The sequence below is a fragment of the Haloarcula sp. MBLA0163 genome (assembly GCF_055632435.1).
In genome coordinates this window covers 71,354-97,061 of record NZ_CM145745.1, presented here as the reverse complement: position 1 = coordinate 97,061, position 25,708 = coordinate 71,354, and the positions used below count along the sequence as shown (strand labels likewise).

Annotated in this window: 24 protein-coding genes and 1 pseudogene; 10 read left to right on the top strand and 15 right to left on the bottom strand. The window is 69.6% G+C overall.

The genetic code is table 11. The features are described from left to right. Positions 1-23: 23 nt before the first annotated feature. From ACV7GQ_RS00460 to ACV7GQ_RS00435, 6 genes are all read right to left on the bottom strand, one after another. On the bottom strand, positions 24-1,067 hold the full coding sequence (locus ACV7GQ_RS00460; RefSeq protein WP_470311599.1) for a zinc-binding dehydrogenase: 1,044 nt from the start codon (positions 1,065-1,067) through the stop codon (positions 24-26). A gap of 387 nt (positions 1,068-1,454) precedes the next feature. Continuing rightward, entirely contained in the window at positions 1,455-2,432 is a 978-nt protein-coding gene (locus ACV7GQ_RS00455) for a Gfo/Idh/MocA family protein (protein WP_470311598.1), read from the bottom strand. Positions 2,433-2,531: 99 nt separating this feature from the next. Next, positions 2,532-3,602, bottom strand: a complete 1,071-nt coding sequence (gfo6, locus tag ACV7GQ_RS00450) for a D-xylose 1-dehydrogenase Gfo6 (RefSeq protein ID WP_470311597.1) — start codon at positions 3,600-3,602, stop codon at positions 2,532-2,534. A 737-nt stretch (positions 3,603-4,339) separates the two neighbouring features. Further along, a complete protein-coding gene (locus ACV7GQ_RS00445; RefSeq protein WP_470311596.1) occupies positions 4,340-5,269 on the bottom strand; it encodes a pyridoxamine 5'-phosphate oxidase family protein in 930 nt (309 codons plus the stop codon). Further along, entirely contained in the window at positions 5,266-6,942 is a 1,677-nt protein-coding gene (locus tag ACV7GQ_RS00440; RefSeq protein ID WP_470311595.1) for a hydroxysqualene dehydroxylase, read from the bottom strand. The genes ACV7GQ_RS00445 and ACV7GQ_RS00440 overlap by 4 nt, the downstream gene beginning before the upstream one ends. Before the next feature lie 102 nt (positions 6,943-7,044). Next, positions 7,045-7,206, bottom strand: coding sequence for a hypothetical protein (locus ACV7GQ_RS00435; protein WP_470311594.1), 162 nt, complete (start codon positions 7,204-7,206; stop codon positions 7,045-7,047). A 176-nt stretch (positions 7,207-7,382) separates the two neighbouring features. On the opposite strand from ACV7GQ_RS00435, the pseudogene ACV7GQ_RS00430 reads away from it, so the two are divergent. Then, positions 7,383-8,594: pseudogene (locus ACV7GQ_RS00430) on the top strand (sodium-dependent transporter); the annotation flags it as partial. Positions 8,595-8,771: 177 nt separating this feature from the next. Then, positions 8,772-9,494, top strand: coding sequence for an alanyl-tRNA editing protein (locus tag ACV7GQ_RS00425; protein ID WP_470313126.1), 723 nt, complete (start codon positions 8,772-8,774; stop codon positions 9,492-9,494). Here ACV7GQ_RS00425 and ACV7GQ_RS00420 read toward each other — a convergent pair. Together ACV7GQ_RS00420 and ACV7GQ_RS00415 are read right to left on the bottom strand one after the other, a co-directional pair. After that, positions 9,491-10,318: a hypothetical protein gene (locus ACV7GQ_RS00420; RefSeq protein ID WP_470311593.1), complete on the bottom strand. Its 828-nt coding sequence runs from the start codon at positions 10,316-10,318 to the stop codon at positions 9,491-9,493. The two genes, ACV7GQ_RS00425 and ACV7GQ_RS00420, sit on opposite strands and share 4 nt — an antisense overlap. 145 nt (positions 10,319-10,463) lie before the next feature. Continuing rightward, positions 10,464-11,207, bottom strand: coding sequence for a DUF7407 domain-containing protein (locus tag ACV7GQ_RS00415; RefSeq protein WP_470311592.1), 744 nt, complete (start codon positions 11,205-11,207; stop codon positions 10,464-10,466). On the opposite strand from ACV7GQ_RS00415, the gene ACV7GQ_RS00410 reads away from it, so the two are divergent. Both ACV7GQ_RS00410 and ACV7GQ_RS00405 read left to right on the top strand, forming a co-directional pair. Beyond that, positions 11,197-12,813 (top strand): hypothetical protein, encoded by a 1,617-nt coding sequence (locus ACV7GQ_RS00410; RefSeq protein WP_470311591.1) that lies wholly within the window; start codon positions 11,197-11,199, stop codon positions 12,811-12,813. The genes ACV7GQ_RS00415 and ACV7GQ_RS00410 overlap by 11 nt on opposite strands. Before the next feature lie 272 nt (positions 12,814-13,085). Continuing rightward, positions 13,086-13,634, top strand: a complete 549-nt coding sequence (locus tag ACV7GQ_RS00405) for a halocyanin domain-containing protein (RefSeq protein ID WP_470311590.1) — start codon at positions 13,086-13,088, stop codon at positions 13,632-13,634. A gap of 6 nt (positions 13,635-13,640) precedes the next feature. On the opposite strand, the gene ACV7GQ_RS00400 is transcribed toward ACV7GQ_RS00405, so the two are convergent. Next, complete coding sequence (locus ACV7GQ_RS00400) at positions 13,641-14,222, bottom strand: peroxidase-related enzyme (protein ID WP_470311589.1); 582 nt, start codon at positions 14,220-14,222, stop codon at positions 13,641-13,643. A gap of 114 nt (positions 14,223-14,336) precedes the next feature. On the opposite strand from ACV7GQ_RS00400, the gene ACV7GQ_RS00395 reads away from it, so the two are divergent. Next, positions 14,337-14,702: a NifU family protein gene (locus ACV7GQ_RS00395; RefSeq protein ID WP_470311588.1), complete on the top strand. Its 366-nt coding sequence runs from the start codon at positions 14,337-14,339 to the stop codon at positions 14,700-14,702. Between the two features lie 235 nt (positions 14,703-14,937). Here the strand turns inward: ACV7GQ_RS00395 and ACV7GQ_RS00390 are convergent, their stop codons facing one another. Beyond that, positions 14,938-16,938 carry a beta-galactosidase gene (locus tag ACV7GQ_RS00390; protein WP_470311587.1) on the bottom strand — a complete coding sequence of 667 codons (2,001 nt, stop codon included), beginning with the start codon at positions 16,936-16,938 and terminating at the stop codon, positions 14,938-14,940. Positions 16,939-17,010: 72 nt separating this feature from the next. Beyond that, a complete protein-coding gene (gene dgoD, locus ACV7GQ_RS00385; protein WP_470311586.1) occupies positions 17,011-18,159 on the bottom strand; it encodes a galactonate dehydratase in 1,149 nt (382 codons plus the stop codon). Positions 18,160-18,471: 312 nt separating this feature from the next. Here dgoD and ACV7GQ_RS00380 point away from each other — a divergent pair, with 312 nt between their 5' ends. The 3 genes from ACV7GQ_RS00380 to ACV7GQ_RS00370 all read left to right on the top strand — a co-directional run bounded on the left by ACV7GQ_RS00380 (position 18,472) and on the right by ACV7GQ_RS00370 (position 21,300). Further along, complete coding sequence (locus tag ACV7GQ_RS00380) at positions 18,472-18,693, top strand: hypothetical protein (RefSeq protein WP_470311585.1); 222 nt, start codon at positions 18,472-18,474, stop codon at positions 18,691-18,693. Positions 18,694-18,770: 77 nt separating this feature from the next. Next, positions 18,771-20,273, top strand: a complete 1,503-nt coding sequence (locus tag ACV7GQ_RS00375) for a sulfatase-like hydrolase/transferase (protein WP_470311584.1) — start codon at positions 18,771-18,773, stop codon at positions 20,271-20,273. A 1-nt stretch (position 20,274) separates the two neighbouring features. Further along, entirely contained in the window at positions 20,275-21,300 is a 1,026-nt protein-coding gene (locus ACV7GQ_RS00370) for a lysylphosphatidylglycerol synthase transmembrane domain-containing protein (protein WP_470311583.1), read from the top strand. A gap of 115 nt (positions 21,301-21,415) precedes the next feature. On the opposite strand, the gene ACV7GQ_RS00365 is transcribed toward ACV7GQ_RS00370, so the two are convergent. Both ACV7GQ_RS00365 and ACV7GQ_RS00360 read right to left on the bottom strand, forming a co-directional pair. Beyond that, positions 21,416-22,531, bottom strand: coding sequence for a GNAT family N-acetyltransferase (locus tag ACV7GQ_RS00365; RefSeq protein WP_470311582.1), 1,116 nt, complete (start codon positions 22,529-22,531; stop codon positions 21,416-21,418). Continuing rightward, positions 22,521-22,745 (bottom strand): hypothetical protein, encoded by a 225-nt coding sequence (locus ACV7GQ_RS00360; RefSeq protein WP_470311581.1) that lies wholly within the window; start codon positions 22,743-22,745, stop codon positions 22,521-22,523. Before ACV7GQ_RS00360 ends, ACV7GQ_RS00365 begins: the two co-directional genes overlap by 11 nt. A gap of 125 nt (positions 22,746-22,870) precedes the next feature. Between ACV7GQ_RS00360 and ACV7GQ_RS00355 the strand changes: the two genes are divergently transcribed. Next, complete coding sequence (locus ACV7GQ_RS00355; protein ID WP_470311580.1) at positions 22,871-23,737, top strand: beta-keto acid cleavage family enzyme; 867 nt, start codon at positions 22,871-22,873, stop codon at positions 23,735-23,737. Between the two features lie 54 nt (positions 23,738-23,791). On the opposite strand, the gene ACV7GQ_RS00350 is transcribed toward ACV7GQ_RS00355, so the two are convergent. After that, complete coding sequence (locus tag ACV7GQ_RS00350; RefSeq protein ID WP_470311579.1) at positions 23,792-24,700, bottom strand: ketopantoate reductase family protein; 909 nt, start codon at positions 24,698-24,700, stop codon at positions 23,792-23,794. A gap of 81 nt (positions 24,701-24,781) precedes the next feature. On the opposite strand from ACV7GQ_RS00350, the gene ACV7GQ_RS00345 reads away from it, so the two are divergent. Next, positions 24,782-25,345, top strand: a complete 564-nt coding sequence (locus ACV7GQ_RS00345) for a hypothetical protein (protein WP_470311578.1) — start codon at positions 24,782-24,784, stop codon at positions 25,343-25,345. Between the two features lie 28 nt (positions 25,346-25,373). Here the strand turns inward: ACV7GQ_RS00345 and ACV7GQ_RS00340 are convergent, their stop codons facing one another. Further along, entirely contained in the window at positions 25,374-25,676 is a 303-nt protein-coding gene (locus tag ACV7GQ_RS00340; RefSeq protein ID WP_470311577.1) for a DUF7130 family rubredoxin-like protein, read from the bottom strand. Positions 25,677-25,708: the final 32 nt, after the last annotated feature.

The window sequence follows — 25,708 nt, the reverse complement described above, 5'->3', positions numbered from 1 at the left end:
CGGCCGCGAGGGCGTGTGACCGCTCAGCCGTCGTACTCGGCGTCGGGGACGACGACCACCTTCCCGAAGCCCTCGCGCTCCTCCAGCAGTTCGTGGCCCCGCGCGATCTCGCTCATCGGGAGCACCTCGCGGATGCGCGGTTCGAAGGTGCCGTCCCACACCAGCGGGAACACCTCGTCTATCTCGCCCGGGTCGCCCATCGTCGACCCCATGATGTCCAGTTGCTTCCAGAAGATGCGGGAGATGTTCGTCTCCGGCGTCGGGCCCGCCGTGGCCCCGCAGGTGACGATACGACCGCCCTTGACCACCGCGTCCATGTTGGCCGTCCAGTTGTCGCCGCCGACGTGGTCGACGATGACGTCGACGCCCCGGCCGTCGGTCCGGTCGTGGACGGCGTCGACGAAGTCTTCGTCCTCGTAGTTGATGGCGTAGTCGGCGCCGATGTCGCGGGCGTAGTCCAGCTTCTCCTCGCTGGAGGCCGTCGCGTACACCGTCGCGCCGGCGTGGGCGGCTATCTGGACCGCGGCGTGGCCGACGCCGCCGGAGGCCCCCTGCACGAGGACGTGGTCGCTCTGGGACACCTCCGCGCGGCTCTCGAGCATGCGCCACGCCGTCTGGAAGACCAGCGGCGTCGCCGCCGCCGTCTCCCAGTCGACGCCCTCCGGGAGGGGGACGAGGTTCGCCTCGGCGACGGCGGTCAGTTCGGACTGGACCCCCCGCGTGTGCTCGCCGATTATCTTGAACTCGTCACAGCGGGTCTCGTCGCCCCGGCGGCAGAACTCACAGTCGCCACAGAACACCGAGGGGTACACCGCGACGCGGTCGCCCGCCTCGAACCGCGTGACCCGGTCGCCGACCTCGCGGACGACGCCGGCGGCGTCGCTCCCGGGGATGTGCGGAAAGGACGGCGGTGTCGGGAGGCCGCGACGCGTCCACACGTCGAGGTGGTTCAGTCCAGCGGCCTTCACCTCGACGAGTGCCTCGTCGTCCTCGATCTCGGGGTCTGGTTGCTCGCCGTACTGCAGGACGTCGGTCCCGCCCGTCTCCTCGTAGTAGACTGACTTCATACGACTGGCAATGTCTGGCAAGGTGCTTAATTCATCCGTCTCCGGTTCGAGTGTCCGCTTCCACCGGACGGAGCGACGTTTCGAGGTGTCGCTCGGTGCGTGGCGTTGCGTGTCGTATTTTCACGTACCCTCAACGGAATTGTATTTTTGTGCCGCTATTTTCTAATAGAGAGTTGTATTATGCATTTTCTCTCTGTTTCGACCCAAATACCACAAGAATATATTTATAAATTGGATTTCGAAGTGCAGAATTCCTAAATGTGGATTCAAAAACTCGTATCCGCGAGTGATACGACGGTTGAGAATTATATCGTCGGCCGGTATCCTCGTGGAGAGCATGACGGAACGTGCCACCAGCATCGAGGAACCACTGGAAGAACTGACGCCTCAGTCCAGTCCGACCGGACCGTCCGCCGCCGCGCTCTCGTAGATGGCGTCGATGATTTCCATGATGGCGACGCTCTCGGCGCGGTCGACGCGCGGCGTCTCGCCGCTCGCGACGCAGTCGGCGAAGTGCTCGACCTCCAGCGTGTAGTGGTCGGTCGGGTCGAACCGCTCGGTCACCGTCCGGTCGCCGACGCCGTAGGTCAGTTCGGTCGCGGTCCCGGCGCCGATGTCGAAGGTCGGTTCGGCCCGGAGCCACCCGTCCGTGGTCTCGACGCGGTAGTACTGCGTGAGCGGCGTCTCGAACCCGGACTGGACGCGGGCCGTCGCACCGCCCTCGTACTCCAGAATCCCGGTCATCTCGGTGTCGACGCCGCAGTCCCGGCAGTCGTTGGTGACGCCGTACACCCGGTCGGGGTCGCCGAGGAACTGGCGCGCGGCGCTGACGGCGTAACAGCCCACGTCCATGACGCTCCCGCCCGCGAGGTCCGGGTCCAGTCGGATGTCGTCGGCGCCGTCGGGCATCCGGAAGGTGAACGTCGACGTGACGTTGCGGACCGCCCCGAGTTCGGTGTCGACGACCTCGACCGCCCGCTCGGTCAGCGGGTGGAACCGGTACATGAACGCCTCCATCAGCGTCACGTCCCGGGCCTCGCAGTAGTCGAACACCGCCGCCGTCTCCTCGGCGCTGCCCGTGAGCGGCTTCTCGCAGAGGACGTGCAGCCCCGCGTCGGCGGCCCGGCGGATCCACTCGGCGTGGAGGCCGTTGGGCAGCGGGATGTACACCGCGTCGAGGTCGTCGGCCGCGAGCATCGTCTCGTACCCCTCGTAGGCGTCGGGGATGTCGAACCGGTCCGCGACCGCCTCGGCCCGAGTCCCGTCCCGGGAGGCGATAGCACCGACCTCGTGGTCGCTCTTGCGGATGCCCGGAATCACCGAACCGGTCCCGATGGCTGCCGTGCTGAGGATGCCGAATCGCATACCGGAGTGGCGAGCGACGGGCGAATAAAGCTAGTGGTCTGTCGCGAGGGCTCGACCGCTCGGCCCCGTCGACGGCCCGAACAGCGGGTCGGCGGGCCGTTACAGCTCGACGACGTCGCCGCTCTCGGCGGCCTGATGGATGGCCCGGATGGTGCGCATGTCTTCCAGTCCGTGGCGGCCGTCGGCGACTATCTCCCCGTCGGTGAGCACGCGGTCCGAGAAGAAGTCGAACTCCTCGCGCATCTCGCGCTGGGAGTCGAACCCCTCGTGCGAGACGGTCGCGGTCATGTCGCCCCGGGACAGGTGCATCGTGCACTCGCCGTGGAACGCCGGCCGGAGGTCGATCTGGCCCGCGGTCCCGGTTATCTTGAGTTGTGAGTCCCCGTGGGCGCGCTGGCTGTCGGTCGTGACCATCCGGACGCCGTCTTCCAGCGTGAGCAGCGCCCCGGACCGCTCGTCCGGGACCGCGTGGAACGCCTCGTGGTGGGAACTCATCTGTGACTGGACGGTGACCGGGTCCCGGTCGAGGATGAACCGCGTCGTGTTCAGCGAGTAGATGCCGAGGTCCATCACCGACGTCCCGTACCCCGAGAGGTCCGGGTCGAGGCGCCACTGGTCGTGGTCGGGTATCATCTCCAGCAGCGGCTGGCTGTTGTTGCCGTAGACCGACACCGGCTCGCCGACGAACCCGTCCTGTACCAGCTCCTTCGCTCGCCGGACCGTGGGGTCGGTCTGCATCCGGTAGGCTATCATCAGCGGGATGTCGGCGCTCTCGGCGACGTCGACCATCCGTTCGGCCCGTTCGACCGTCGACTCCATGGGCTTCTCACAGAGGACGGCCTTCCCGTGTTCGGCCGCGCTCTCGACGTACGCGAGGTGGTAGGCGTTCGGCGTGCCGACGTAGACGGCGTCGTAGGCGTCCGTGGCGGCGCCGTCGTGGAACTCGTCGTAGCTGATGCCGTGGGCGACGTCGTGGTCGGCCGCCAGTCGCTCGGCCTTCTCGGTCGAACTGCTCACGAACGTCGTCACCTCGCCGAGGTCGGAGTTCCGGATAGCGGGCAGGGCGACGTCGACGGTCCACCACCCGAGGCCGAGGAGCGCGTATCGGACGGTGCCGTCCGTGGTCGTCTGCCAGTCGCGGTCGTCGTAGCCGTCGAGCCAGTCTTTCATCGCGTAGCCGTACCGAGGACTGTGAGTAAAAGCTTCGGATAGCTATCGGTTGACGGACCGGTCGCCGTACGGCGACGGCACCCGTACAGTTCGGAGACGTCGACCACCGGTTCGGACGTCTCGCCAGCCGAACCCCCGTTCCGAGAGGGCGACGAACATGCCGTCAGCCTGGAAACTCGTTCAGCGGCCCTTAACGACGTTCGTAACAATAGTACTTTCGTTATCCCAGGTCGTAGACGGTTCGTGCCACTCGACACCTGCTGGAGCCAGGTATCGGTCGCCTGAGCGAGACAGCGGTGTGACGAAGTGCCGTCGTCGTGGGGGTTCGGATGAGACGTCGTTCGGCCATCCCGGACAGTCCATTCTCGAAGCGACACCGACCACGTCTGCAGGTGGACGGCCTGCAGATAGCGGCGAAGCGGGACGACCACGAACGCGCCACGGCGTCGATGTCCCGGACGGTGCCGACTCGGTTCGACCGGCCGGGCACGCCGACGCGAGCTGTATATACGCCAGAATATGCAAATGTGATACCATATTTTGCACGTGTAGAAATATTTTCCCGAATTGTGAATCTGCTACTTTCAATTTCTACCCTTCTATCCCAAAGTGTAAGTTTCTCCCGTATTTTGCCTCCATATCTGTCCATTCGAATTGTGTATTGCCAGATAGAGTCGGGGAAGTGGATATATGACGACACGTGGCCGGCCGCTGTCGGGACCGTGAGCCGCACCCGGTCAGAACGGGTGGCGGCGGAAGAGCGCCCGAGGGACGACCCGATACGTCTCGCCGCGGGCGCGGAAGTACCGGCGCGTCCGTCGCTTGCCCTCGACGACGAATCGGAGCGCGTCGAGCACCGTCACGTTGCGCCACCGGGTGGTGCTGCCCGGGACGATACGCGGGACGCCGTCGACGACGTGGACCCGGCCGCGGACGACACGTTGTGCGAGGTCGTCGAGACCGGCGCTGTGCCAGTGACAGAGCACGCAGACCGGCTGGCCGTCGGTGAGCGAGACCGCGGGCGGCGGCGAGAGCGCGAGGGCGTCCTCGGACAGGTCGAACCCGTCGACCGGCCACGTCCGGGGTCGCCCGTCGGCGTCGACGGCCGTCGCGACGAGTCGGTCGTAGCGCGCGGCCTCGGTGGCACCGACGTCCGCCGCGGGCCACGCCTCCACGCGCCCGGTTCCGTGCCGGTCGAGTCGGTCGACTCGTTCGGGCGCTATCTCTATCAGCACGCGAAGCCCGTACCAGTCGAGCAACAGGAGGCCGAGGCGGGACCGCATGAACGACGCCGCGTCCAGCATCGCGGTCCGCTTCTCCGAGAGGGGTTCCGCCTCGAACAGTCGCTGGAGGCGGCGCGCGTTCGCCTCGAGGTCGTCGTCGTCGACCGTCGCCGTCCCCGTGACGTGGAGGGGACCGTCGGGCCCGTGGAGGAGGAGGCCGACAGTCGGTGTCGCCGCGGCCCGTGCGGCCTTCTCGGCGAAGGCCGGCGCACAGCTCACGACTATCCGGTCGGTCGTCGGGTCGTAGGTCGGCGTCACCGGGACCGTCGCCGGCCGCCCGTCGCGGACCGTGGTGAACTCGGCGGTGGTCGAGGTGGCGACGGCCGCGGCCAGTCGGTCGTCGGTCGATACCGTATCGCCGTCCGCGCCGTGGGTCGGGGTCACGCGCCCGCCCGAGTTCTGAATCCGCGGAGGAGGCGACCGAGGCCCCGTTCGGTCTCGCCGGGGTGTGGCAGGCCGAGCGCACACGCCACGTCGTCCTGTCGCTTCAGTGGCTCGAACACCGACGGTTCGTCGAGCCCCCAGACCGTCGGGGGCGACCCGACGCCCGTGCGCTCGAGGACGCCGGCGACGGCCCGTCTGGCGGCCTCGTTCGCGCTCTCCATCGTCGCGAGGTCCGTCTCTGTGCGCACGTAGTCGGCCGCGAGCACGAGGTTCGGCGCCTCGGTCACCGCGTCGGGCCGGTGCCGGAGCGACCCGACGGTGTTGATGAGCAGCGGCGACCGGTTGTCCATCCGGCCCCCGCCGTCGGCCTCGACGATGGCGGGGTCGACGACCACGTCGTACAGCGCCGCCTCGGAGAGCCGTTCGCTCTCGCGGTTGAGGTGGGCGGTCATCTGTGCCCAGACCTCGTCGACGATCTCCTCGCGCGTACACTCGCTGGCCGGTTTGTCGTACAGCACGCCGGGGGTCTCCCAGTCCGAGACGATGACCGAGAGGACGCCCCGCACCGACCCGTCGACGCACTCGGTCAGGTCGAAGGGGCCGTCGGCCCAGAACTGGCCCTGTGATATCGAGGTCAGTGCCCACGGCGAGTCGGTGTAGGCCTGGTGGCCGTGTGCCAGCGGCGCGTCGTCGGTGAGGTAGAACTGGAGGCCGTTCATCCACGCGGTGTCGAGCTTCCGCACGCCCGCGAGCGACGGCGCGGCGCGGGTCAGTGCGGGGGTGAGCAGCCGCGCCATCACCTCGACGGGGACCGCCGCGACGTAGTGGTCGGCCGTCACCGTCTCCGGACCGTCCGCGCCGGCGACGACGACGCCGGTGACGCGGTGGCCGTCGGACTCAATGGCCGTCACGGGCGTCCCGGTCCGGAACGCGACGCCGAGCGAGCGGAGGTACGCGACCCACGGCCGTATCCAGACCTCGCTGGTCGGGCCGTTCAACACCGCCTCCGTCGGTCGGCGGGGCTCTATCTGGTCTAACATCAACTGGACGTAGATGCGCCCGATGGTGCGGGCGCTCGCTATCTGTGGCCGCATCGCGACGAGCGCCTGCGTGCTCTCGGCGAGGTGTTTCCGGTAGGCCGGCGACCGGGCCTCGGCGTCGACGAACTCCCACCACGTGAGGCCGTCGAACGCCCGTTCGCGCCGACGGCGGCCGCTGGTGAGCAACACCAGCAGTCGACGGAGGAAGTAGTTCGTCTCCCGGGCGGTGAGTTCGCCGTTGCCGATGGTCGGCCGCAGCGCGTCGACCCACTCCGAGACGGTCCGCGGCGTCGCCGAGCGGGAGAGCGACTCGCCGCCCTCGACGGCGGCGACGAGCGTCTCGCTGGTCGGCACCAGATTGTCGGCGACGGTCCCGCCGTCGGCCAGCGGAATCCGGGCCATCGTGTCCCTGAGGTTGGTGTAGAAGCCCGGGAAGAAGCGGAAGCCGTGTTCGCCCGGCAGGGGTGGTCCCTCGGTATCGGCCTCGTACTCGAAGCTCCGCGCTTTCCCGCCCAGCGCGTCGTCGGCCTCGTACACCGTCACCGCGAAACCGCGCTCCGCGAGCTCCTGTGCCGCACTCAGGCCGCCGACCCCGCCCCCGAGGATGGCAACCGACGACGAACCGGTATGCATGCCTCCGAGAGGGGCCGGACCGTAATAACCGTTCTATCTCCGAGGTACGGTATCTATTCGCACTGTCGCCGGAGTCCGCTGGCACGGCCCGGGACGGCGGCCTCAGAGGTCGTAGCGAGCGATGTCCGTCGACCCGCAGGCGGGACAGCCGTCGACGGCCTCCTCGAGGGTCGTCCCGCACCGGCGACACTCGCGGAACGCCCCGGACGGAGCTGTCTGTGACGGTGTCCCCCGGCCGACGGCTCGTTTCAACTGCTCCAACATAGCCGGGCGGACGGGCGGCCCGAGTATATACCTCTGCCAACCGCATCGGAAGTGAAAACCGGCCGACAGCGGTCGGTCCACGCGCCCGCCGTCAGCCCAGCGTCAGACACCCGACGGCCGTTCGGCGGGTGCCGTGCGAGCGGACGTTTAACCCGGTCGCGCGAGCAGAGACGGGTATGACGACCGAGCGCTGGTCCTCCCGGGTCGGGTTCCTGCTCGCCGCCGTCGGGGCCGCCGTCGGCCTCGGCAACATCTGGCGGTTCTCCGCCGTCGTCGGCCAGAACGGCGGCGGTGCCTACCTCGTCCCGTACCTCGTCGCGGCCGCCGTCTGTGCCGTGCCGCTCCTCGTCCTCGAACTGGCCGTCGGGCGCGCGCTCCGGACGGACGTGGTCTCGGCGTTCCGCGTGGTCGGCGACCGCTACGCCGTCGCCGGGTGGGCCGTCGTCGCCGGCGTCCTCCTCGTCCTGAGCTACTACCTGGTCCTCACCGGGTGGGTGCTCGGCTTTCTGGTGTCCTGGAGCGTCGGCCCCGGGACGACGTTCGCGGCGTTCACCGACGGCTGGCGGCCGGTCGCGTACTTCGTCGGCGCGGCGCTCCTGACCGGCGGCGTCGTCTCGCTGGGGGTCCGCGACGGCATCGAGCGCCTCGCGACGTACCTGTTGCCGCTGGTGTTCGTCCTGCTGGCCCTCCTCGCGGCCTACGCGGCGACGCTCCCCGAGTGGGGCCGGGCCGTGGCCTTCCTGTTCACGCCCGACCTCACGGTGCTGTCGGACCCCGCCCTCTGGAGCGCCGCCGTGGGGCAGGTGTTCTTCTCGCTGTCGGTCGGGCAGGGCATCATGCTGACCTACGGGAGCTACGTCGACGACGACGCCGACCTGACGCGGTCGGCGCTGGCGATCACGGTGGCCGACGTCGGCGCGGCGCTGACGGCGGGGCTGGTCATCTTCCCCATCGTGTTCAGTTTCGGCCTCCAGCCGACGCTCGGGACGGAGCTGGCGTTCACCACGCTCCCGACGGCGTTCGCGACGATGCCGTTCGGACGGCCCGTCGCCGTCGCGTTCTTCGGCCTGCTCGCGTTCGCGGCGCTCAGCTCCGCCGTCGCCATGCTGGAGGTCGGCGTCGCCGCCGTCACGACGACCCGTCTCGACCGCCGGGCCGCGACGGCCCTGCTCACCGGCGGGATGGTGCTGGCGGGCACGCCGTCGGCGCTGAGTTACAGCCCGCTGGACCTCTCGCTGGCCGGCGTCCCCGTCCTCGACGTCGTGGACGCGACCGTGGGGACGTTCGCGCTCCCCGTCTCGGCCGTCCTCATCGTGGCCGCGTTCGTCTACGCCGCGGACCTCGACGCCGTCCGGACGGAACTCGCAGGGCTGTACCCACTCGTCAGGTACGTCGTCCCCACGGTGCTGGTCGCCGTCGTCGCCGCCAGAGTCGCGGGTATCGCTCGACCGGCGTGGCGGCTACTCATCGACAGTGTGGGGACGCGGCCGTCGGCCGTCGCGGTCTCGGCACCTGCCCTCACCGCGGGCCCACGGCTTTTGCACCCGGCCCGCCAACGGACGCCCATGACCGACCTCCGCTACCTCCCCGACGCCGACGGCGTCACCGAGTTCGAGGCGACGGTGACCGAGGCCACCGAGGAGTACGTCGTCCTCGACGGGACGTACTTCTACCCCGAGGGCGGCGGCCAACCGGCCGACCGCGGCCGCCTCTCGTGGGACGGCGGCGAAGCGACGGTCCGGGACGTGCGCAAGAACCACGGCGACGTGCGCCACTACGTCGCGGACATCGAGGGGGCGGTGCCGACGGCGGGGACGACCGTCACCGGCGAGATAGACGCCGACCGGCGCGAGCGGTTGCGCCGGATGCACACCGCCCAGCACGTCGTCTCCCGCGTGGTGTTGGACGAGTTCGACGCCGCGACGGCGGGCAACCAGATTCACGTCGACCGCTCGCGAATCGACTTCGAGCCCGCCGACTTCGACGCCGAGGACGTGGCGGCCATCGAGCGCGAGGCCAACCGCGTCGTCGAGGCCGACCTGCCCGTCGCGAAGGCCGAGCGACCGCGGGCCGACGTCGAGGCCGCGACGCCGGAGGGGCGGACCCAACTCGACCTGATTCCGGACCACGTCGACCCCCTGCGCGTGGTGGAGATAGCCGAGTTCGACACCTGTCCCTGCGGCGGCACCCACGTCGACCGCACCGGCGAAATCGGCCGTATCCGCGTCACGGACCGCACGTCGAAGGGCGCCGACGTCGAGCGAATCGAGTTCGAACTCGACGGCTAATCGCTGGCGTCCCCGTCGGCCCACGGCCCCACCTGCGGGGACTCGGGGTCGACGTCGGCGACGAACCGCATCGTCGCGAGGTTGGCGGCGAGGCCGATGACGGCGCCGCCCGCGACGCCGACGAGCAGTCCCACGACGGGCACGTTGACGACGAGCAGCGACGCGAACGGCGAGAGCACGAGGACGAACAGGGCGAACCCGACGAGGTACCGGAGGTACGCACCGCCGGCTATCGCGAGGCCGTAGGAGGCCCGGAGCGCGTCGAGGAGGTCCGTCTCCCGGAGGACGAGGAGGTACGGCGTCGCGGCGAACAGGTACGCGAGGCCGAGGAACACCGGAATCGACAGCACGACGAGCGGGAACAGCACGTCCAGTCCGCCGCCGGCGGCGAGGCCGAGCGGCAGGAAGAGGAGCACCGGCACGCCGGTCAGCACGAGGAACGGCAGGAAGAACCGGCGGACGTTGGCGGCGAAGTCGTACCGGCCCGCGACGAGCGACTCACGGAGACTCCCGAAGTAGCCCGCGACCAGCGCCGCCTGCAGCGCCAGCGCCGCCGGGACGACCAGGAGCGCCTGCGGGAAACCGACCATCGGGACGCCGGTCTGGACCGTGACCCCCTGCCCCGGCGGGTCGACGAAGGTCCAGACGTCGACGACCGAGACCGGTGCCGACAGTCGGAACCCGACGTGGAAGCCGTCGAAGGTCAGCACCGACCAGAGCTTCTCCGTGTTCAACAGCGCGGTCAGTACGGGGACCAGCGCGAGGGGGAGGACGTCGAGCGCCCGCCGCCACCCGTCGCCGAGTCGCGTGACGAACGACGGCATCGTCACCGCCGCGGGTGCCGGCGCGTGCCGGCGGCGGGTCGGTGCAGTGGCTGGGCGAGCGCGGAGCTACGTCTGTGGCGGGGCTGGCTGGAGGGCATCACCGGAGCGTCGTTCGACTGCGACAAATCGCTTGCGCTACAGGCCGTCAGCGCCGGAGCCGTCGGAGTCGCCGGGCCACCCCGACGAGGACGAGACCGACGAACAGGAGCGCCACCAGTCCGAGGTCGAACCCGGGGCCGTCGCCGGCGGAGAGCCCCGAGGGCGGGTCGTCGTCCCACTGATTGGCGTCGCTGACGTTCATCCGCCCCGCTTCGGTCCCCTCGACCGCGACGGTACCGCGGCCGGCCGGGAACCCGATGGTGACCTCCTCGCGCTCGCCGGGTTCGAGCCGGACCGTCTCGTTGGCGACCGGGCGCCCGTCGACGGTGACGGTCAGGTTGCGCTGGGCGGGCCGGTCGCCGGGGTTCTCGACCGTCGCGGTGACGTTGGTCCGGTACCCCTCTCTGGCCCAGTCCGGGGGACTGGAGGTGTTGACGACCCGGACCTGTCCCGGCTCCAGCGAGGCCACCGCGAGCGAGGAGAGGCCGTCGGCGCTGGCGAGGTACAAGCCGGCGCTGCTGTCGTACCGCGTCGGTAGCGCCGCCCAACTGCCGTTCGTGTACCGGTAGATGACGACGCTGTCGCGCGAGCGGTTGGCGGGCATGGCCCGTGCGTCGAGTCGCATCGCGACGGCCACGCTCCCGACGGCCTCGTCGTCGAGGTCCGTCTCGACGGCCACGTACCCCATCGCGTCGCCGCGCGGGACCGGCGGCAGCGGCCCGGCGTCGGTCGTCGGCTCGAACACCGTCGCCTCGACGGTCGACCGGTCGGCGGCGAACGTGACGTTCACGCTGGAGAGCGACACCCCCGACGCCTGCGAGGACGACCCCCCGAGGTCGAACGACGACGTCGCACTGTCGCCGGCGGTGGCCCCGCGAATCGTGACCGTGACGCCGTCGGCCGTCTGGGACTGCGTGACGCGCAGCTGGTCGCTTCCCGGGGCGTTCGCGTCACCGGAGTCGTCCGAACTGCTCCCGAAGTCGCCCCCGCCGTCGTCGCCCGAGACAATCGACGGGCCGTCGTCGTTCGAACTGGAACCACCGCCGCCCGAGGACCCTCCGCCGCCACCGCTACTGCCGCCACCACCGCCGCTGTTCGACGGTGCCGCCGTCGGCGCGTCGGTCGGCGTCGGCGTGTCCGTCGGGGTCGGCGTCGGCGTTGGCGTTGGGGTCGGCGTGTCCGTCGGGGTCGGCGACGACGGGAACAGCGGCGGGAACAGCGGGTCCGGGGTCCCGGTCGGTATCGGCGTGAGCGTGTCGGTCGGCGTGGACGTCGGTGTGTCAGTCGGTGTCGCGGTCGGCGTCGGCGAGTCCGTCGGCGTGTCGGTCGGGGTTGGAGCGGGCGTCTCTGTCGGCGTCGGCGTGTCGGTGGGGGTCGGTGTCGGCGTGTCCGTCGGCGTTGGTGTCGGTGTCGGCGTCGGTGGAGGGGTCGAGGGGTCCGTGGGCGTCTCGGTCGGAGTATCCGTCGGCGTCGGCGTGTCGGTGGGGGTCGGTGTCGGCGTCGGAGTAGGCGTCGGCGTTGGTGGTGGTGTCGACGACTCCGTCGGTGTCTCAGTCGGGGTATCCGTTGGCGTGGGTGTCGGTGTGGGCGTCGGTGTCGGGGTGGGCGTCGGCGTCGGGGTGGGCGTCGGCGTCGGGGTGGGCGTGTCGGTGGGGGTCGGTGTCGGCGTCGGAGTAGGCGTCGGCGTTGGTGTGGGTGTCGGCGTCGGGGTAGGTGTCGGCGTTGGTGGTGGTGTCGACGACTCCGTCGGTGTCTCGGTCGGAGTATCCGTCGGCGTGGGCGTGGGTGTTGGAGTATCTGTCGGCGTGGGCGTGGGTGTTGGAGTATCTGTCGGCGTGGGCGTCGGTGTAGCTGTCGGTGTCGGCGTAGGCGTCGGAGTCGGTTCTGGCGTCGGTGTAGCTGTCGGTTCCAGGGTGGCCGTCTCCGTCGGCTCCGGAGTCGGGGTAGCCGTCGGTTCGGGCGTCGGAGTCGGTTCGGGCGTGGGTGTCGCAGTCGGTTCTGGGGTCGCCGTCTCCGTCGGCGTAGGCGTGGGTGTCGGCGTAGGCGTCGCTGTGGCTGTCGGCGTGGGCGTCTCCGTCGGCGTAGGCGTGGGTGTCGGCGTAGGCGTCGGTTCGGGCGTCGGCGTGTCCGTGGGAGTTGGCGTGGGCGTCGCAGCCGGTTCCAGCGTGGACGTCTCCGTCGGCTCTGGGGTCGGTGTCGGCGTCGTTTCGGGTGTATCCGTCGATGTCGGTGGAATCGACGGCGTGTTCGTCTCCGTCGCCACCTGTAACGCCGTATCCGGTGACGAGACGGTCGCAGACGTGTCCGTGAGCGCGCCGGCGCCCACGAACGCCGTCGCGAGGACGACCGAGAGACTCAGGAGGAGGGCCAGCAGGAGACGCGAGAGCGGGCGGTGACCCATGGCGACCCCTCCGTCTATCGTATGATTAGTTACCCGCAGGCAAGGATTCGATAAGCCCGACTTATCGGGTCGAAGGCCGGCGGCCGGGGCTGTCGAAAGCCGTGGTTGCGACCGGTCGAGGCGTGGTAGCCGTCCCGCTCCAGACCGCCATCGGGGGTCCGCCGGGAAGCGGCGGACAGTGTGTAGCGGGTACCAAACGCGGCTCTGTGGGCGTTCGAGCCGGGAAGAGTACGGATAACTATCAGACGGTGTAGGCGATGGTTAGCCATGACCCGACAAGCAGCGTCACGGCGGCAGGTCCTCCGAGCGGCGAGTCTGGCGGGCGTGATTGGTCTGGCTGGCTGTGGTGGCGATGGCGGCGACGGCGGCGACGGTGGCGACGGCGGCGACGGCGGCGCCGACAGCGTCACCGGGGACGACTACCCGACGATAGACGAGTGGCTGACAGAGACGGAACTGGGCGGGGCCGACGACACGTACGACGGGTCGTTCGTCGACCAGCGGGACAGCGACAGCGTGACCGTCGACGTCGGCGCCGAGGGCAACGGCGGCGCGTTCGCGTACGCGCCCTCGGCGCTCGTCGTCTCGACCGGCACGGAGGTCCGGTGGAACTGGACCGGCGAGGGGAACCCGCACAACGTCGAGGCGCTCCCGGAGGAGCAGCTCGGCGAGTCCGACTACGAGTTCAGCTCCGGCGAGCCCGAGGGCGGGTCGGGCGTGAAGTACACGCGCGCTCTCGAGGAGGCCGGCATCGTCCTCTACCACTGCGAGCCCCACTTCTCGCTCGGGATGAAGGGCGGCATCGCGGTGGAGTGACCGGCCTCAGCCGTCGCCGCGACCGAGCTCGTAGAACTCGTCGTTGGGTCGCATGTCCGCGAGGTGGGCCAGCCTGTTCGAGAGGTTGAAGAACGCCGCGACGCTGCCGATGTCCCAGACGGCGCGGCGACTGAACCCGTGGTCCTCCAGTCGTTCGATGTCGGCCTCGGTCACCGTCGCGGGGCGCTCGGTGAGTTGCACCGCGAAGTCGAGCATCGCGCGGTGTGCCTCGCCGACGTCCGCGGTCCGGTGGTTCGAGGCAATCTGCTCGGCCAGTTTCGGCGCGTCGGCGTAGATGCGCAGCAGCGCCCCGTGGGCGACGATGCAGTACAGACAGTCGTTGACGCCGCTGACCGCGACGACGATCATCTCGACCTCCTCGCGTTCGAGTTCCGTCTCCTCGACGAGGGCGTCGTGGTACGCGACGAACGCCCGGAAGTGCGACGGGCGATAGGCCATCGCCGAGAAGACGTTCGGCGTGAAGCCCGCGCGGTCGGTCTCCTCGTCGATACGTGCCTGCAGGTCCTCGGGCAAGTCGTCGTAGTCGGGGACCTCGAAGCGCCGCATCGCGTCGTCCGTGCTAGCCATACCCACATCGGCGTCGCGGGCGCGCTTCAAACTTGGCCCCAGCGGCGGACTGACGGGGTGCCGAACGCATCAGTCCAAAGGTCTAAGCCTCCCCGGCCCGGACGTACTGTCACTATGAGCACGGAAACAGAGGACGGGGACGACCTGCGAGAGCGCATCACGAACTTCCTGCGCCGGAACTTCCCGCAGATTCAGATGCACGGCGGCAGCGCGGCCATCGAGGAGATAGACCGCGAAGAAGGGAGCGTCACCATCCGTCTGGGCGGCGCCTGTTCCGGCTGTGGCATCTCGCCGATGACCATCCAGGCCATCAAGACGCGCATGACCAAGGAGATCCCCGAGATCAGCGAAGTCGTCGCGCGTACCGGCCAGGAACAGCAGGAGGGCATGGCCGGCGGTGCCAGCCCCTCGTTCCCCGGCGAGTCCCGCGGTGGCGACATCGGCGGCGACGACGACGAGGGCCCCGAAGCGCCGTTCTGAGCCAGTTCTTCCTCCGTCGGGTCGGCACTCCGCCCTCACCGCTCCACGCGACCACGTGGAGCACCCGGCCGACCGTTCGCTTCGCTCCCAATCAGTGGCGACCGCGTCTCCGGCGTGGTCCGCTCCGTCGTCGCCCGAGTTCTCCCGCGTCGTTCCGTCGTGCCGGTCGTCGCGGCACCTGCGCCTGACGAATCCGCAGTGAACCGTCGGGAGCAATCCCGGGCAGAACGACCGCTTACCCCTCGTCGAGCGAGAGGGGCGCCGAAGCGCCCTCGTAGATGGCGGCGTCGAACGGGCCGACGGTGTCGTCGCCGACGACCCAGCGAGCGCCGTCGGGGGCGTCCAGCGCCACCGGGTCGCTCGTGAAGTTCGTCACCCAGGTGTAGCCGTCGCGTTCGGCGGCGCGCACGCCGGTCGGCAGGCGCTCGGAGTGGGCCACGTCGGCCCGGTCCAGCAGGTCGCTGACGACGGCGTCGGCCAGGTCCGCCTCGGGCCAGACGCCGCAGTACGCGACGTGGCCCTCGCCGAGGGCGTGTTCGGTGATAGCCGCGTGCCCGTCGCCGACCCCACCGACGTGGGTGCCGACAGTCGCGGCGCCGTCGGTGTCCAGCCACTCCGCGAAGGTGCGGTAGCCGTAGGTTCCACCGTCGTAGCTGACACGGCGGTCCATCTGTGCCGGGACCGTCTCGTGCTGGTCGACCGTGGCGCCGACGGCCTCGGCGAGCGGGCCGGGGGCCGGGGCGTCCGGGAGCTTGTTGTACGGGTCCTTGTAGCCCGACCGGACCGTCAACAGCAGTTCGGTGCCGTCCGCGACGAGGCCCGCCAGCTTCGCGGCGAGGGCGTCGTCGACGAGGTGCAGGGCGGGCGCGACGACGGCGTCGTACCCCGAGAGGTCCCAGTCCGGGTGGACCACGTCGGCCTGCACCGAACGGGCCCGGAGCGCGGCGTAGTACTGACGCATGTGGCTCCAGTACTCCCAGTCGGGGGCGTGGGGTTGGATACCGGTCGCCCAGAGGTTGTCGTAGTCGTGCAGGACCGCCACGTCGGCGTCGACCGGACCGAGGTCGAGGTCGGCCAGTTCCGCGGCGGCGTCGGCGGCGTCGTGGTACCCCCTGTCGGGCGAGCCGTCCTGTTTGCGCAGGCCGGCGTGGTACTGCTCCTGGCCCTCCCGGCAGCGTCGCCACCGGAAGTACAGCACGGCGTCGGCGCCGTGGGCCACCGCGTGGTGGGCCCACAGCCGCATCGCGCCCTCCCCCGGCTGGGGCGCGTACGGCGGCCAGTTGACGTCGCCGGGTTGCTGTTCCATCACCCAGAAGGGCTGCTGTTTGGCCCCCCGGTAGAGGTCGTGGTTCAGCCCCACCTCGTCGGGGTCGCCCGCCCGGAGTTCGTCGGCGCTGGCCTCGCCTGGCCGGCGGTCCTGGACGAACCCGGTCGGGTAGGAGTCCCACGCGATCAGGTCCAGGTCGTCGGCGAAGCCGTAGACGTCACAGGAGTCGACGTCGCCCATGAAGTTGTGGGCGACGAACCAGTCGTCGTCTGCCTCCCGGAGCAGTTCCTCGTGGACGGCGTTGTACGCCACGGCGCTCTCGGAGCTGAACCGGTAGTAGTCCAGCAGGCGCGAGGGGTGGTGTTCGGCGGCGGTGTGGCGCGGCGGGTCCACCTCCGCGAACGAGCGGAGGTGCTGGCTCCAGAACGTCGTCCCCCAGGCCTCGTTGAGCGACTCGATATCGCCGTACTTGGCCTCGAGCCACTCGCGGAACGCCACCGCACAGTCGTCACACCAGCAGCGGATGGTCCCGTGACAGCCGTACTCGTTGTCGGTCTGCCAGCCGACGACGTGGGGAGAGTCGGCGAAGCGCTCGGCCATCGTCGAGACGATGCGCCGTGTCTCCTCGCGGTACACCGGGGAGTTGAAGCAGTAGTGCCGTCGGCTGCCGTAGTGGCGCGTGGTGCCGTCGGGCTCTTCCTGCAGGATGGTCGGGTGCTCGTCGACGAGCCACTTCGGGGGCGTCGCCGTCGGCGTACACAGGACGGCCGCCATGCCGTGGTCCCCGACCAGCGAGACGGCCTCCTCGAGCCAGTCGAGCCGTATCTCGCCGGGGTCGGGCTCGATGCGGGACCACGAGAACTCGGCCATCCGGACGTACTCCACGCCGGCGTCGGCCATCTGCTCCACGTCCCGGGCCCAGCGCTCGCGGGGCCAGTGTTCGGGGAAGTAGCAGACGCCGACGGTCATCGCCCGCCTCCGTCGTTCGGCGAGGCGTCGTCCCGCAGGACTGCGGTGGGGCTGTCGTCGGAGCGGGTCATCTCACCACTCCGCGACGCTCCCGTCGTCGTGGCGCCAGACCGGGTTGTGCCAGTCCACCTCGCCGGCCTGCATCCGGACGTAGCTGTGGTCGATGTCGATGCCGAGCCCCGGCCCCTTCGGGAGGTCGACGTAGCCGTCGCGGTACTGGAACACCGAGGGGTCTTCGAGGTAGTCGAGCACGTCGCTGGTCTCGTTGTAGTGGATGCCGAGGCTCTGCTCTTGGATGAGCGCGTTCGGCGAACAGGCGTCGACCTGCAGACACGCCGCCAGTGCGATGGGGCCCAGCGGGCAGTGGGGCGCCATCGCCACGTCGTAGGCTTCGGCCATCGCGGCGATCTTCTTGACCTCGGTGATACCGCCGGCGTGGGAGAGGTCGGGCTGGATGACGTCGACACAGCCGTCCTCGAACACCTCCTTGAAGTCCCACCGGGAGTACATCCGTTCTCCGGTGGCGATGGGGGTGGTCGTGTGGCCCGCTAGTTCCGGCAGCGCGTCGTTGTGTTCGGGGAGGACCGGTTCCTCGATGAACATCGGGTCGTACGGCTCCAGAGCCGCTGCCAGCCGTTTCGCCATCGACTTCGAGACGCGGCCGTGGAAGTCGACGCCGATGTCGACGTCGTCGCCGACCGCCTCGCGGACCGCGGCCAGACGGTCCTCTGCGGCCTGCACCGCCGCGGGGGAGTCGACCCGGCGGAGTTCGGCCGTGGCGTTCATCTTCAGCGCCGTGAACCCCTCGTCGACTTTCTCGCGGGCGGCCTCGGCGACGCCCTCGGGGCGGTCGCCGCCGACCCACTGGTAGACGCGCATCCGGTCGCGGGCCTGCCCGCCGAGCAGTTCGTACACCGGCGTCTCGTAGTGCTTGCCCTTGATGTCCCACAGCGCCTGGTCGATACCGGCGATGGCCGACATCAGCACCGGGCCGCCGCGGTAGAAGCCCCCGCGGTACATCGTCTGCCAGTGGTCCTCGATGCGCAGGGGATCCTTGCCCAGCAGGTAGGTGTCGAGCAGTTCCTCGACGGCCGTCCGGACGGTGCGAGCGCGGCCCTCGACGACAGGTTCGCCCCAGCCGACGATGCCGTCGCTCGTCTCCAGTCGCAGGAACAGCCAGCGTGGCGGTACTTCGTAGAGATCGTAGTCAGTGATAATCATGTTATTCGGTCTGTGTGACGTAGTCGTCTATAGCGACGTCCATCTCGTCGGTTCAGTCGTCGGTTTCGGTCAGTCATCTACGTACCTACAGCCATGATAGTCAGTTATTTAATAATTTTTGCTACACATCCATCCATCCGATAATACCGTTTTTCTAGTGCGGTTAGCCGGCTAAATATCGTCGATGGCGTGGATACCGGTACAAATTATGATATAACCGTCCGTCTAGTATCAGTGAACGAGATCCGGTCGGACGGAAGCGGGGGTAAGTTGAATCCGTATGGAGCGGGCCGCTACCGTCGAACGACGCGATTGTCACTCGTGATCGGCGCCGACATCGGGTCGCGACTGGAACGCGTGGCGTGGGACGCCGACGACGCCGGCGGTCGGCTGGGCATCTCGCTCGACATCGAGGACCCACAGGAACTGGTGGTGGCCGTCCCCGATGGGTGGACCCACCCCGACGCCGACGGGGCGACCCTCGCCGTGACGGCACGGCCGGGGACGACGACGCTCTCCTTCGAGCGCGTCTGAACCGCTCGCAGACCGGGAGTTCGCCGCCCGTGGTCGAAATCACACCGTTTTAACGTCGTCGCGGAGATGGTCCCAGTATGACCGACACGGACGGGTCGAACGTGCTTTTCGTCGTACTGGACACGGTCCGGAAGGACCGGCTGTCCGTCTACGACCCCGACATGGAGACGACGCCACGGTTGGCCGAGTTCGCCGAGGAAGCCGCCGTCTTCGAACAGGCCGTCGCGCCGGCCCCGTGGACCCTCCCCGTCCACGCCTCGCTGTTCACCGGGAAGTACCCCAGCGAACACGGGGCCACCCAGGAGAACCCCTACCTCGAGGGGTCGACCACGCTCGCGGAGTCGCTGTCGGCGGCCGGCTACGACACCGCCTGTTACTCCTCGAACGCGTGGATCACGAGCTACACGAACCTCACCGCCGGGTTCGACGACCACGACAACTTCTTCCAGATAATGCCCAGCGAACTGCTCTCCGGGCCGCTGGCGACGCTCTGGAAGACGATGAACGACAACGACACCCTCCGGGGCGTCGCCGACCGCCTCGTGCAGGTCGGCAACAAGATCCACGAGCACCTCGCCGAGGGGGGCGGCGGCGACACGAAGACCCCGCAGGTCATCGACAAGACCATCGACTTCGTCGACGAGAGCGACGACTTCTTCGCGTTCATCAACCTGATGGACGCCCACCTCCCCTACCACCCGCCCGAGGCGTACGCCGAGGAGTTCGCGCCCGGCGTCGACTCGACCGAGGTGTGCCAGAACTCCAAGGAGTACAACTGCGGGGCCCGGGACATCGACGACGCGGAGTGGGCCGACATCAAGGGCCTCTACGACGCGGAACTGGCCCACATCGACGACCAACTGGACCGCCTGTTCTCGCACCTCAAGGAGACCGGGCAGTGGGAGGACACCACCGTCGTCGTCTGTGCCGACCACGGCGAACTGTTCGGCGAACACGGCCTCTACGGCCACGAGTTCGGCATCTACGACCCGCTGGTGAACGTCCCGCTGATGGTCAAACACCCCGAGGTCGAACCGGGGCGGGACGAAGAGACGGTGGTCGAACTGGTCGACCTCTACCACACGGTGCTGGACGCCGCCGGTGCCGAGGGCCGCGGCGAACCGCTCCAGTCGGCCCGCTCCCTGCTGTCGGCGGACTACCGCGAGTTCGCCGGCGACGTGGGCGGCGTGCCCCGCGGCGAGGTGGGCTTCGTCGAGTACCACCAGCCGGTCGTCGAGCTGCGTCAGCTGGAGGGGAAGGCAGACGCCGCCGGCATCGAACTGGACGAGCAGTCGCGCTTCTACTCCCGGATGGGCGCGGCCCGCACCGCCGGCGAGAAGTACATCCACTGCACGCGCATCCCGGACGAGGCCTACGACGTGGCCGACGACCCCGGCGAGACGGAGAACCTCGTGGACACCGACGACGAACCGACCCACCTCGAAGACGCCCTGTGGGAGTTCGTCGAGTCGGTGGACGCCGACTGGCCGGACGAGGCCGACGGCGCCGACGGCGAGGTCCTGGACGAGATGGACGACGACACGAAAGACCGACTGCAGGACCTCGGCTACATCGACTGACGTGCCCTCGGACAGCCCCGCCCTCGACTTCGCCGACAGACGCACCGTCGCCCAGATACTGCTGGGCTTCGCCGTCGCGGGGCTGGTCGTCTACCTCCTCGTGGACTTCGTCGGGACGGCCGACGTCGTCGCGGGCCTCCTCCGGGCGGACCTCGGGTGGCTGGCGCTGGCCTGCGTCTCGACGGCGCTGTGTCTCACCGCGTGGGGGAAGGCGTGGCAGATAGTACTGGGCGTGGCCGGCATCGACGAGTCGTTCTCCCGGCTCGTCGTCACCTACTACGCCGCGACGTTCGCGAACTACGTCACGCCGCTGGGGCAGGCCGGCGGCGAGCCGTTCATCGCCTACGTCCTCTCGCGGGACACCGAGGCGAGCTACCAGGACAGCCTCGCGAGCGTCGTCACGGCGGACCTGCTGAACCTGTTCCCGTTCGTCACGTTCGCCGGCGTCGGCTTCGCGGCCCTGCTGTACGGGAGCTCGCTCCCGGAGGCCATCGAACCGCTCGCGGGCGGTCTCGTCGTCCTCTCGGTGGGCGTTCCCGTCGTCGCCGCCGTCGGCTGGCGCTTCCGGAAGCGACTCGGGCGGGCGCTGCTCGGCGCCGTCGCGCCGCTGGCCAGCAGGACCCCCCGCGTCACCCTCGCGGGCCTGCGAGAGCGACTGCGCGAGACCGAACAGGCCTTCCAGCGCATCGCGCGTGACCGCCGCGCCCTCGTGAAGGCGCTGCTGTTCTCGTACGTCGGGTGGGTGTTCTTCGCCCTCCCGCTGTACTTCTCGGCGCAGGCCATCGGCGCCGACCTGACGCTGTTGCTCGTGTTCTTCGTCGTCCCGGCGTCGACGCTGGCCGGACTGGTCCCCTCCCCGGGCGGGTCCGGCGCCGTCGAGACGGCCCTCGTGGTCCTGCTCGTCGCGCTGACCGGCGTCGGCCAGACCGACGCGACGGTTGTCGCCATCCTCTATCGGGTCGCCAGCTACCTGTTCGCACTCGTGCTGGGCGGGGCGGCGGCGCTGTACGTGCTCAAGCGGAACTAGCGGCCGGCCGGTTCCGAGACCCAGCGAGAACCCCGCCGACCAGTCCGCGCGGACGGCCCAAGCGGCTCGCTGGCAGTTCGTTGGTGGGCCGCTGGTCCGGCGCGTCCGCGCCGTTCTAGGCCGTGTTGTGTTCGACGAACGTCGGGCGCCAGTTCTCCAGGTCGCGGATGTCCCGACCGGCGACGCGCCAGTCGCCGTCCAGGGGCACTGGCGAGACTATCATCGTCGTCTGGGTCGCCAGCGGGCGGAGCGGGAGCCGCTGGTCGCTGTGGAAGCCGAAGGCCGCGAGCAGGTCCCGCGGTATCGAGTCGCCCCGCACCGCGACCACCGTCGCGTCCGCGTGGTCGGCCAGCACCCGGTCCAGCAGGGCCGGGAGCGCCCGGTCGCGCTCGGCGTCGCCGACCAGCGGGACCACGTCGGCGATTTGCGTGACCGTCTGGCCGTCCGACTCCTGTGTTCCGGTGACGACCCCGGCGACCGGCTCACCCCCCAGGCGGGCGGTGTAGGCCGTATACTCCCAGGTCGGGTTTCCGAAGCGGTACTCGAAGAACTGCTCGTCGCGGTAGGCGTGAATCTCGCTGGGCGGGCGTCGCCGGTAGAGACGGGCCAGCGTCGCCGCCGGTATCTCGGTGTGTCGAGCGACGCTCACCTCCTCGGGAACGTCGACGCGACGGCCGCGCGCTCGGAGGTACCCCCGGGCGGCCAGACGGCCGGCGGTCGCGGCGACGGGGTTCGCCACGTCGGCGTAGGCCGCCGGGTCCTGGACGCGGTAGTAGGTGGTGTGTTCGCCGGCCCGCTCACAGCCCAGTTTGGCCAGGCCCGCCGTCGTCATCGGGTTGGGGACGTTGAACGTGAAGTCGACGCCGGCGTCGGCGTAGTCCTCGAACAGGCGCTCGCTCATCCGACTGAACAGCCCCTGCCGCCGGTGGTCCTCGTGGACCATCGTGTCACAGGACTGGATGGCGGTGTGGTACGTGTCCCCCGCCCGCATCTGGAAGGCGAGGTTCGGCCGCGCCCCGACTAGCTCGCCGTCGCGCTCGGCGACGACGATGGGGGCCTCCGGGAGGTACGGGTTGTCGGCGAACTTCCAGTCGAACCACTCGGCGGAGAACCCCGAGAAGACGCGGTCGTGCAGCGTCAGGAACCCCTCGCGGTCGGCGGGCCGGTACCACCGAATCGTGTAGCCGTCGGTCGACCGGGTCCGCTCGACGGTCGTCGTCTCAGTCGGCATCGGTGAGGTCGAGACCGGGGACCAGCTGGTCGCTGTCGAGGTGGTACCGCTGGTACACCGCACAGTGTGTCTCGTGGTCGAACTGCGCGCGGTCGTTGCACAGGTCGGCCGCCATCGGGGACACGAACGCCTCCTGTATCTCGCAGTAGGGCCGCTCGTGGTCGAAGGAGTGCTCCCCGTCGGCGTCGCGGTAGTCGAGATGTGGGCAGACCATCGGGGTGAACGACAGGTTCGGTGCGTTTGGTTATGGACGCCATTCTGCCGCTAGCAGTTTGTTACCCACCGTCTTCGTCAGATAGCTGTGTCGTAACGAAGTACCGAACGGTCTGACCCTCACCAGTGTCATACGAGGACTACCACCGGCAGAAGAAGGTCATCGTCACCGTCGCCACGACGGGGGCAGTCCACGGCAAGGACGCGAACCCGAACTTGCCCGAGCAACCGGAGGAGATAGCGCAGCAGGTGGCGGCCTGCGAGGAGCTCGGTGCGTCCATCGCCCACGTCCACGGCCGGAACGAGCACGGCGAGAACGACGCGACGCGCCTGCAGGCGGTCAACGACGCGATTCGCGACCACTGCGACGACATCATCGTCCAGAACACCACCGGCGGGCAGAGTCCCTACGAACAGCGAGTCGCGGGCATCCGGACCGACCCGCCCCCGGAGATGGCCTCGCTCGACCTGGGGCCGTTCAAGCGGGACAAACACATCATCACGAACCACACCCGCAACAACATCGAGCGCCTCGCCGTCGAGATGCAGTCGAAGGGCATCAAACCCGAACTGGAGGTGTTCAACTCCGGCCAGCTCGCCGAGGTCAGGCGCCTGGTCGACGAGGGACTGGTCGAGGAGCCGCCGTACGTCAATCTCATCTTCGGCGGGTCGTTCACGCCCGCGAACCCGCAGACGCTGCTCACGATGGTCGACAACGTCCCCGACGGCGCGGAGTTCAACGTCCTCGCCATCGGGCCACACCAGCTGCCGCTGACGACGATGGCTGTCCTGCTGGGGGGACACGTCCGCGTCGGGATGGAGGACAACCTCTACTACCGCCGCGGCGAGAAGGCACAGAGTAACCAGCAGCTCGTCCGCCGGACCGTCGAGATCATCGAGCGGCTCGACCGGGAGGTGGCGACGCCCGCCGAGGCCCGCGAGATGCTCGGCATCTCACGGCAGCACGTCGAACAGCCTGCCGACGGTGACTGAGTCGTCACCGGGGGCGGTCCACGCTGGCCGAGTAGCCGGTGGCTACCGACCCTCTCACGTCGTCTCTCGGCCCTCGTGTCCGGGGGCCGTCCGCGTCTCCCAGAGCGTCACCAACCGCGACAGCGTCTCGTTGACCGGCACCGGTGCCGTCGCGGCGTCGACGACGTAGCCGTTGATGGCGGCGATCTCCGTTCGTCGACCCGCCTCGACGTCCTGCAGCATCGACGAGCGGTTGGCGGCGGTGTCGCGGATCACGCGCTCGGCCAGCGCGACGGCCCGGTCGTCCGGGAGGTCGATGCCCCGTGCGCGGGCGACGCGGGCGGTCTCGCGGGCGGCGTCGGCGGCCAGCGTCCGGCCGGGACCGTCGGCCAGCGCGCCGTTCTCGACGCGGGCCAGCGCCGTCGTCGCGTTGACGGCCGCGTTGACCGCCAGTTTCTCCCAGAGACGCGTCGGCATGTCCGTCGCCACCGTCGTCTCGACGCCGGCCGCCCGGAACGCCGCACCCACGTCGTCGGCGGCCGTCGAGGGGCCGCCCCCGCGGGCCCCCAGCACCACCTCGCCGCGTCCGGTGAAGTCGACCCGACCCGGGTCGACGAGGTTCGCGCCGTAGGTGCAGGTGCCCGCGAGCACCGGGCAGTCCAGTTCGGCCGCCAGCGTCGTCTCGTTGCCCATCCCGTTCTGGACCGAGAGGCACGCGTCCAGCGAGCAGTCGGCCAGCGCCGCCGCGGCGTCGTCGGTGTCGTAGCTCTTGACCGCCACCAGCGCGAGGTCGGCGCCGGCCGGCGGGGCGGTGTCGGCCGCCGGGTCGACGTGGAAGGACTCGGTACCGACCACGTCCAGTCCCGCCCGCTGGACGGCCCCGACGTGTGGCTCCCGGCCGACCAGCGTCACGTCGTGTTCGCGGGCGAGCAACCCGCCGAGGAGGCTGCCGAGACTGCCCGCGCCGACGACGACGATGTCCATACGCCACCGGAGGGCAGGGTCGTACAAAAGCGTTCCAGCGCGGACCGCCAGCCACAACAGCGCCCGTCACGAAGGGCGGGTATGGACGAGCGAGACGCCGAGTCGGACGCCGAGCGGATGACCGAGGCCATCGAAGCCGTCGGCGTCGACCGCCTCACGGACGCCATCGTCGACGCGTGGGAGCGAGCCGGACTCGACACTGGGACGCCGACGTGGCCCGACGACGAGCCACGGTTTCGGGTGCGCCCGCCCGCGGACGCCACGGACGCCCGCGTCGACGTCCTCGCGGGGGTTCTGGACGCCACCGCTCGCGACCCCGAGACGGCGTTCCTCTACCTCGACGTGGGCCGGCGCGCGGACCTCACCGGCCGCCCGCGTTTCGAACTGGAGACGCTCTCGGGCCACGCGGACGTCACCGTCGCCGCCGACCACACCGCCGGCACCGTCCCGTTCTCGGCCGAGACGTTCGAGGCCGTCGCCACGCTGGCCGACGAGGTGGCCTACCTCGTCGTCCGGGACGCCGACGGCGACGCGCTGGTCGAGTGGCGCGAGGAGACGGTCCGCTTCACCGTCCCAGAGGACGCGCTGGCGGCGGTGACGACGGACCTCGACGCGGCGACGGCCGACCGCGTCGAACGCGACTGAGCCGCGAGAAACCGAGGTGGGTCGCCGGTCAGTCCTCCTGCCAGTAGTAGATCTCCTCTTTCGGCGCGCCACAGGACGGGCACTCCTCGGGGAGTTTCTCTATCTGGCCCATCTCGCCACACTCCCAGCAGCGCCACATCAGTTCCGCCTCGCCCGCCTTGCCGGTCGAGACGTGTTCGCTGGAGAGCGCCTCGATGCCCTCGTCGACGGTCACGTAGAAGCCGTGCTCGTCGAACCCCCGGATGGTCCCGATCTCGTTGCCGGCGTCGTCGTACACCGTCTGGCCGAACGCGACCTTGTTGCTCTCGGAGCCCGTGGACATGTCTGTCATACAGACAGACAGTCGCGCCGAAGTGTGTTAAA

What these genes read in the sequence shown, in the direction of transcription:
- ACV7GQ_RS00460 (WP_470311599.1), bottom strand. Translation starts at nt 1,067, where the DNA reads ATGAAGTCAGTCTACTACGAGGAGACGGGCGGGACCGACGTCCTGCAG.
- ACV7GQ_RS00455 (WP_470311598.1), bottom strand. Translation starts at nt 2,432, where the DNA reads ATGCGATTCGGCATCCTCAGCACGGCAGCCATCGGGACCGGTTCGGTG.
- gfo6 (WP_470311597.1), bottom strand. Translation starts at nt 3,602, where the DNA reads ATGAAAGACTGGCTCGACGGCTACGACGACCGCGACTGGCAGACGACC.
- ACV7GQ_RS00440 (WP_470311595.1), bottom strand. Translation starts at nt 6,942, where the DNA reads ATGCATACCGGTTCGTCGTCGGTTGCCATCCTCGGGGGCGGGGTCGGC.
- ACV7GQ_RS00435 (WP_470311594.1), bottom strand. Translation starts at nt 7,206, where the DNA reads ATGTTGGAGCAGTTGAAACGAGCCGTCGGCCGGGGGACACCGTCACAG.
- ACV7GQ_RS00425 (WP_470313126.1), top strand. Translation starts at nt 8,772, where the DNA reads ATGACCGACCTCCGCTACCTCCCCGACGCCGACGGCGTCACCGAGTTC.
- ACV7GQ_RS00420 (WP_470311593.1), bottom strand. Translation starts at nt 10,318, where the DNA reads ATGCCGTCGTTCGTCACGCGACTCGGCGACGGGTGGCGGCGGGCGCTC.
- ACV7GQ_RS00405 (WP_470311590.1), top strand. Translation starts at nt 13,086, where the DNA reads ATGACCCGACAAGCAGCGTCACGGCGGCAGGTCCTCCGAGCGGCGAGT.
- ACV7GQ_RS00400 (WP_470311589.1), bottom strand. Translation starts at nt 14,222, where the DNA reads ATGGCTAGCACGGACGACGCGATGCGGCGCTTCGAGGTCCCCGACTAC.
- ACV7GQ_RS00395 (WP_470311588.1), top strand. Translation starts at nt 14,337, where the DNA reads ATGAGCACGGAAACAGAGGACGGGGACGACCTGCGAGAGCGCATCACG.
- ACV7GQ_RS00390 (WP_470311587.1), bottom strand. Translation starts at nt 16,938, where the DNA reads ATGACCGTCGGCGTCTGCTACTTCCCCGAACACTGGCCCCGCGAGCGC.
- dgoD (WP_470311586.1), bottom strand. Translation starts at nt 18,159, where the DNA reads ATGATTATCACTGACTACGATCTCTACGAAGTACCGCCACGCTGGCTG.
- ACV7GQ_RS00375 (WP_470311584.1), top strand. Translation starts at nt 18,771, where the DNA reads ATGACCGACACGGACGGGTCGAACGTGCTTTTCGTCGTACTGGACACG.
- ACV7GQ_RS00365 (WP_470311582.1), bottom strand. Translation starts at nt 22,531, where the DNA reads ATGCCGACTGAGACGACGACCGTCGAGCGGACCCGGTCGACCGACGGC.
- ACV7GQ_RS00360 (WP_470311581.1), bottom strand. Translation starts at nt 22,745, where the DNA reads ATGGTCTGCCCACATCTCGACTACCGCGACGCCGACGGGGAGCACTCC.
- ACV7GQ_RS00350 (WP_470311579.1), bottom strand. Translation starts at nt 24,700, where the DNA reads ATGGACATCGTCGTCGTCGGCGCGGGCAGTCTCGGCAGCCTCCTCGGC.
- ACV7GQ_RS00345 (WP_470311578.1), top strand. Translation starts at nt 24,782, where the DNA reads ATGGACGAGCGAGACGCCGAGTCGGACGCCGAGCGGATGACCGAGGCC.
- ACV7GQ_RS00340 (WP_470311577.1), bottom strand. Translation starts at nt 25,676, where the DNA reads ATGACAGACATGTCCACGGGCTCCGAGAGCAACAAGGTCGCGTTCGGC.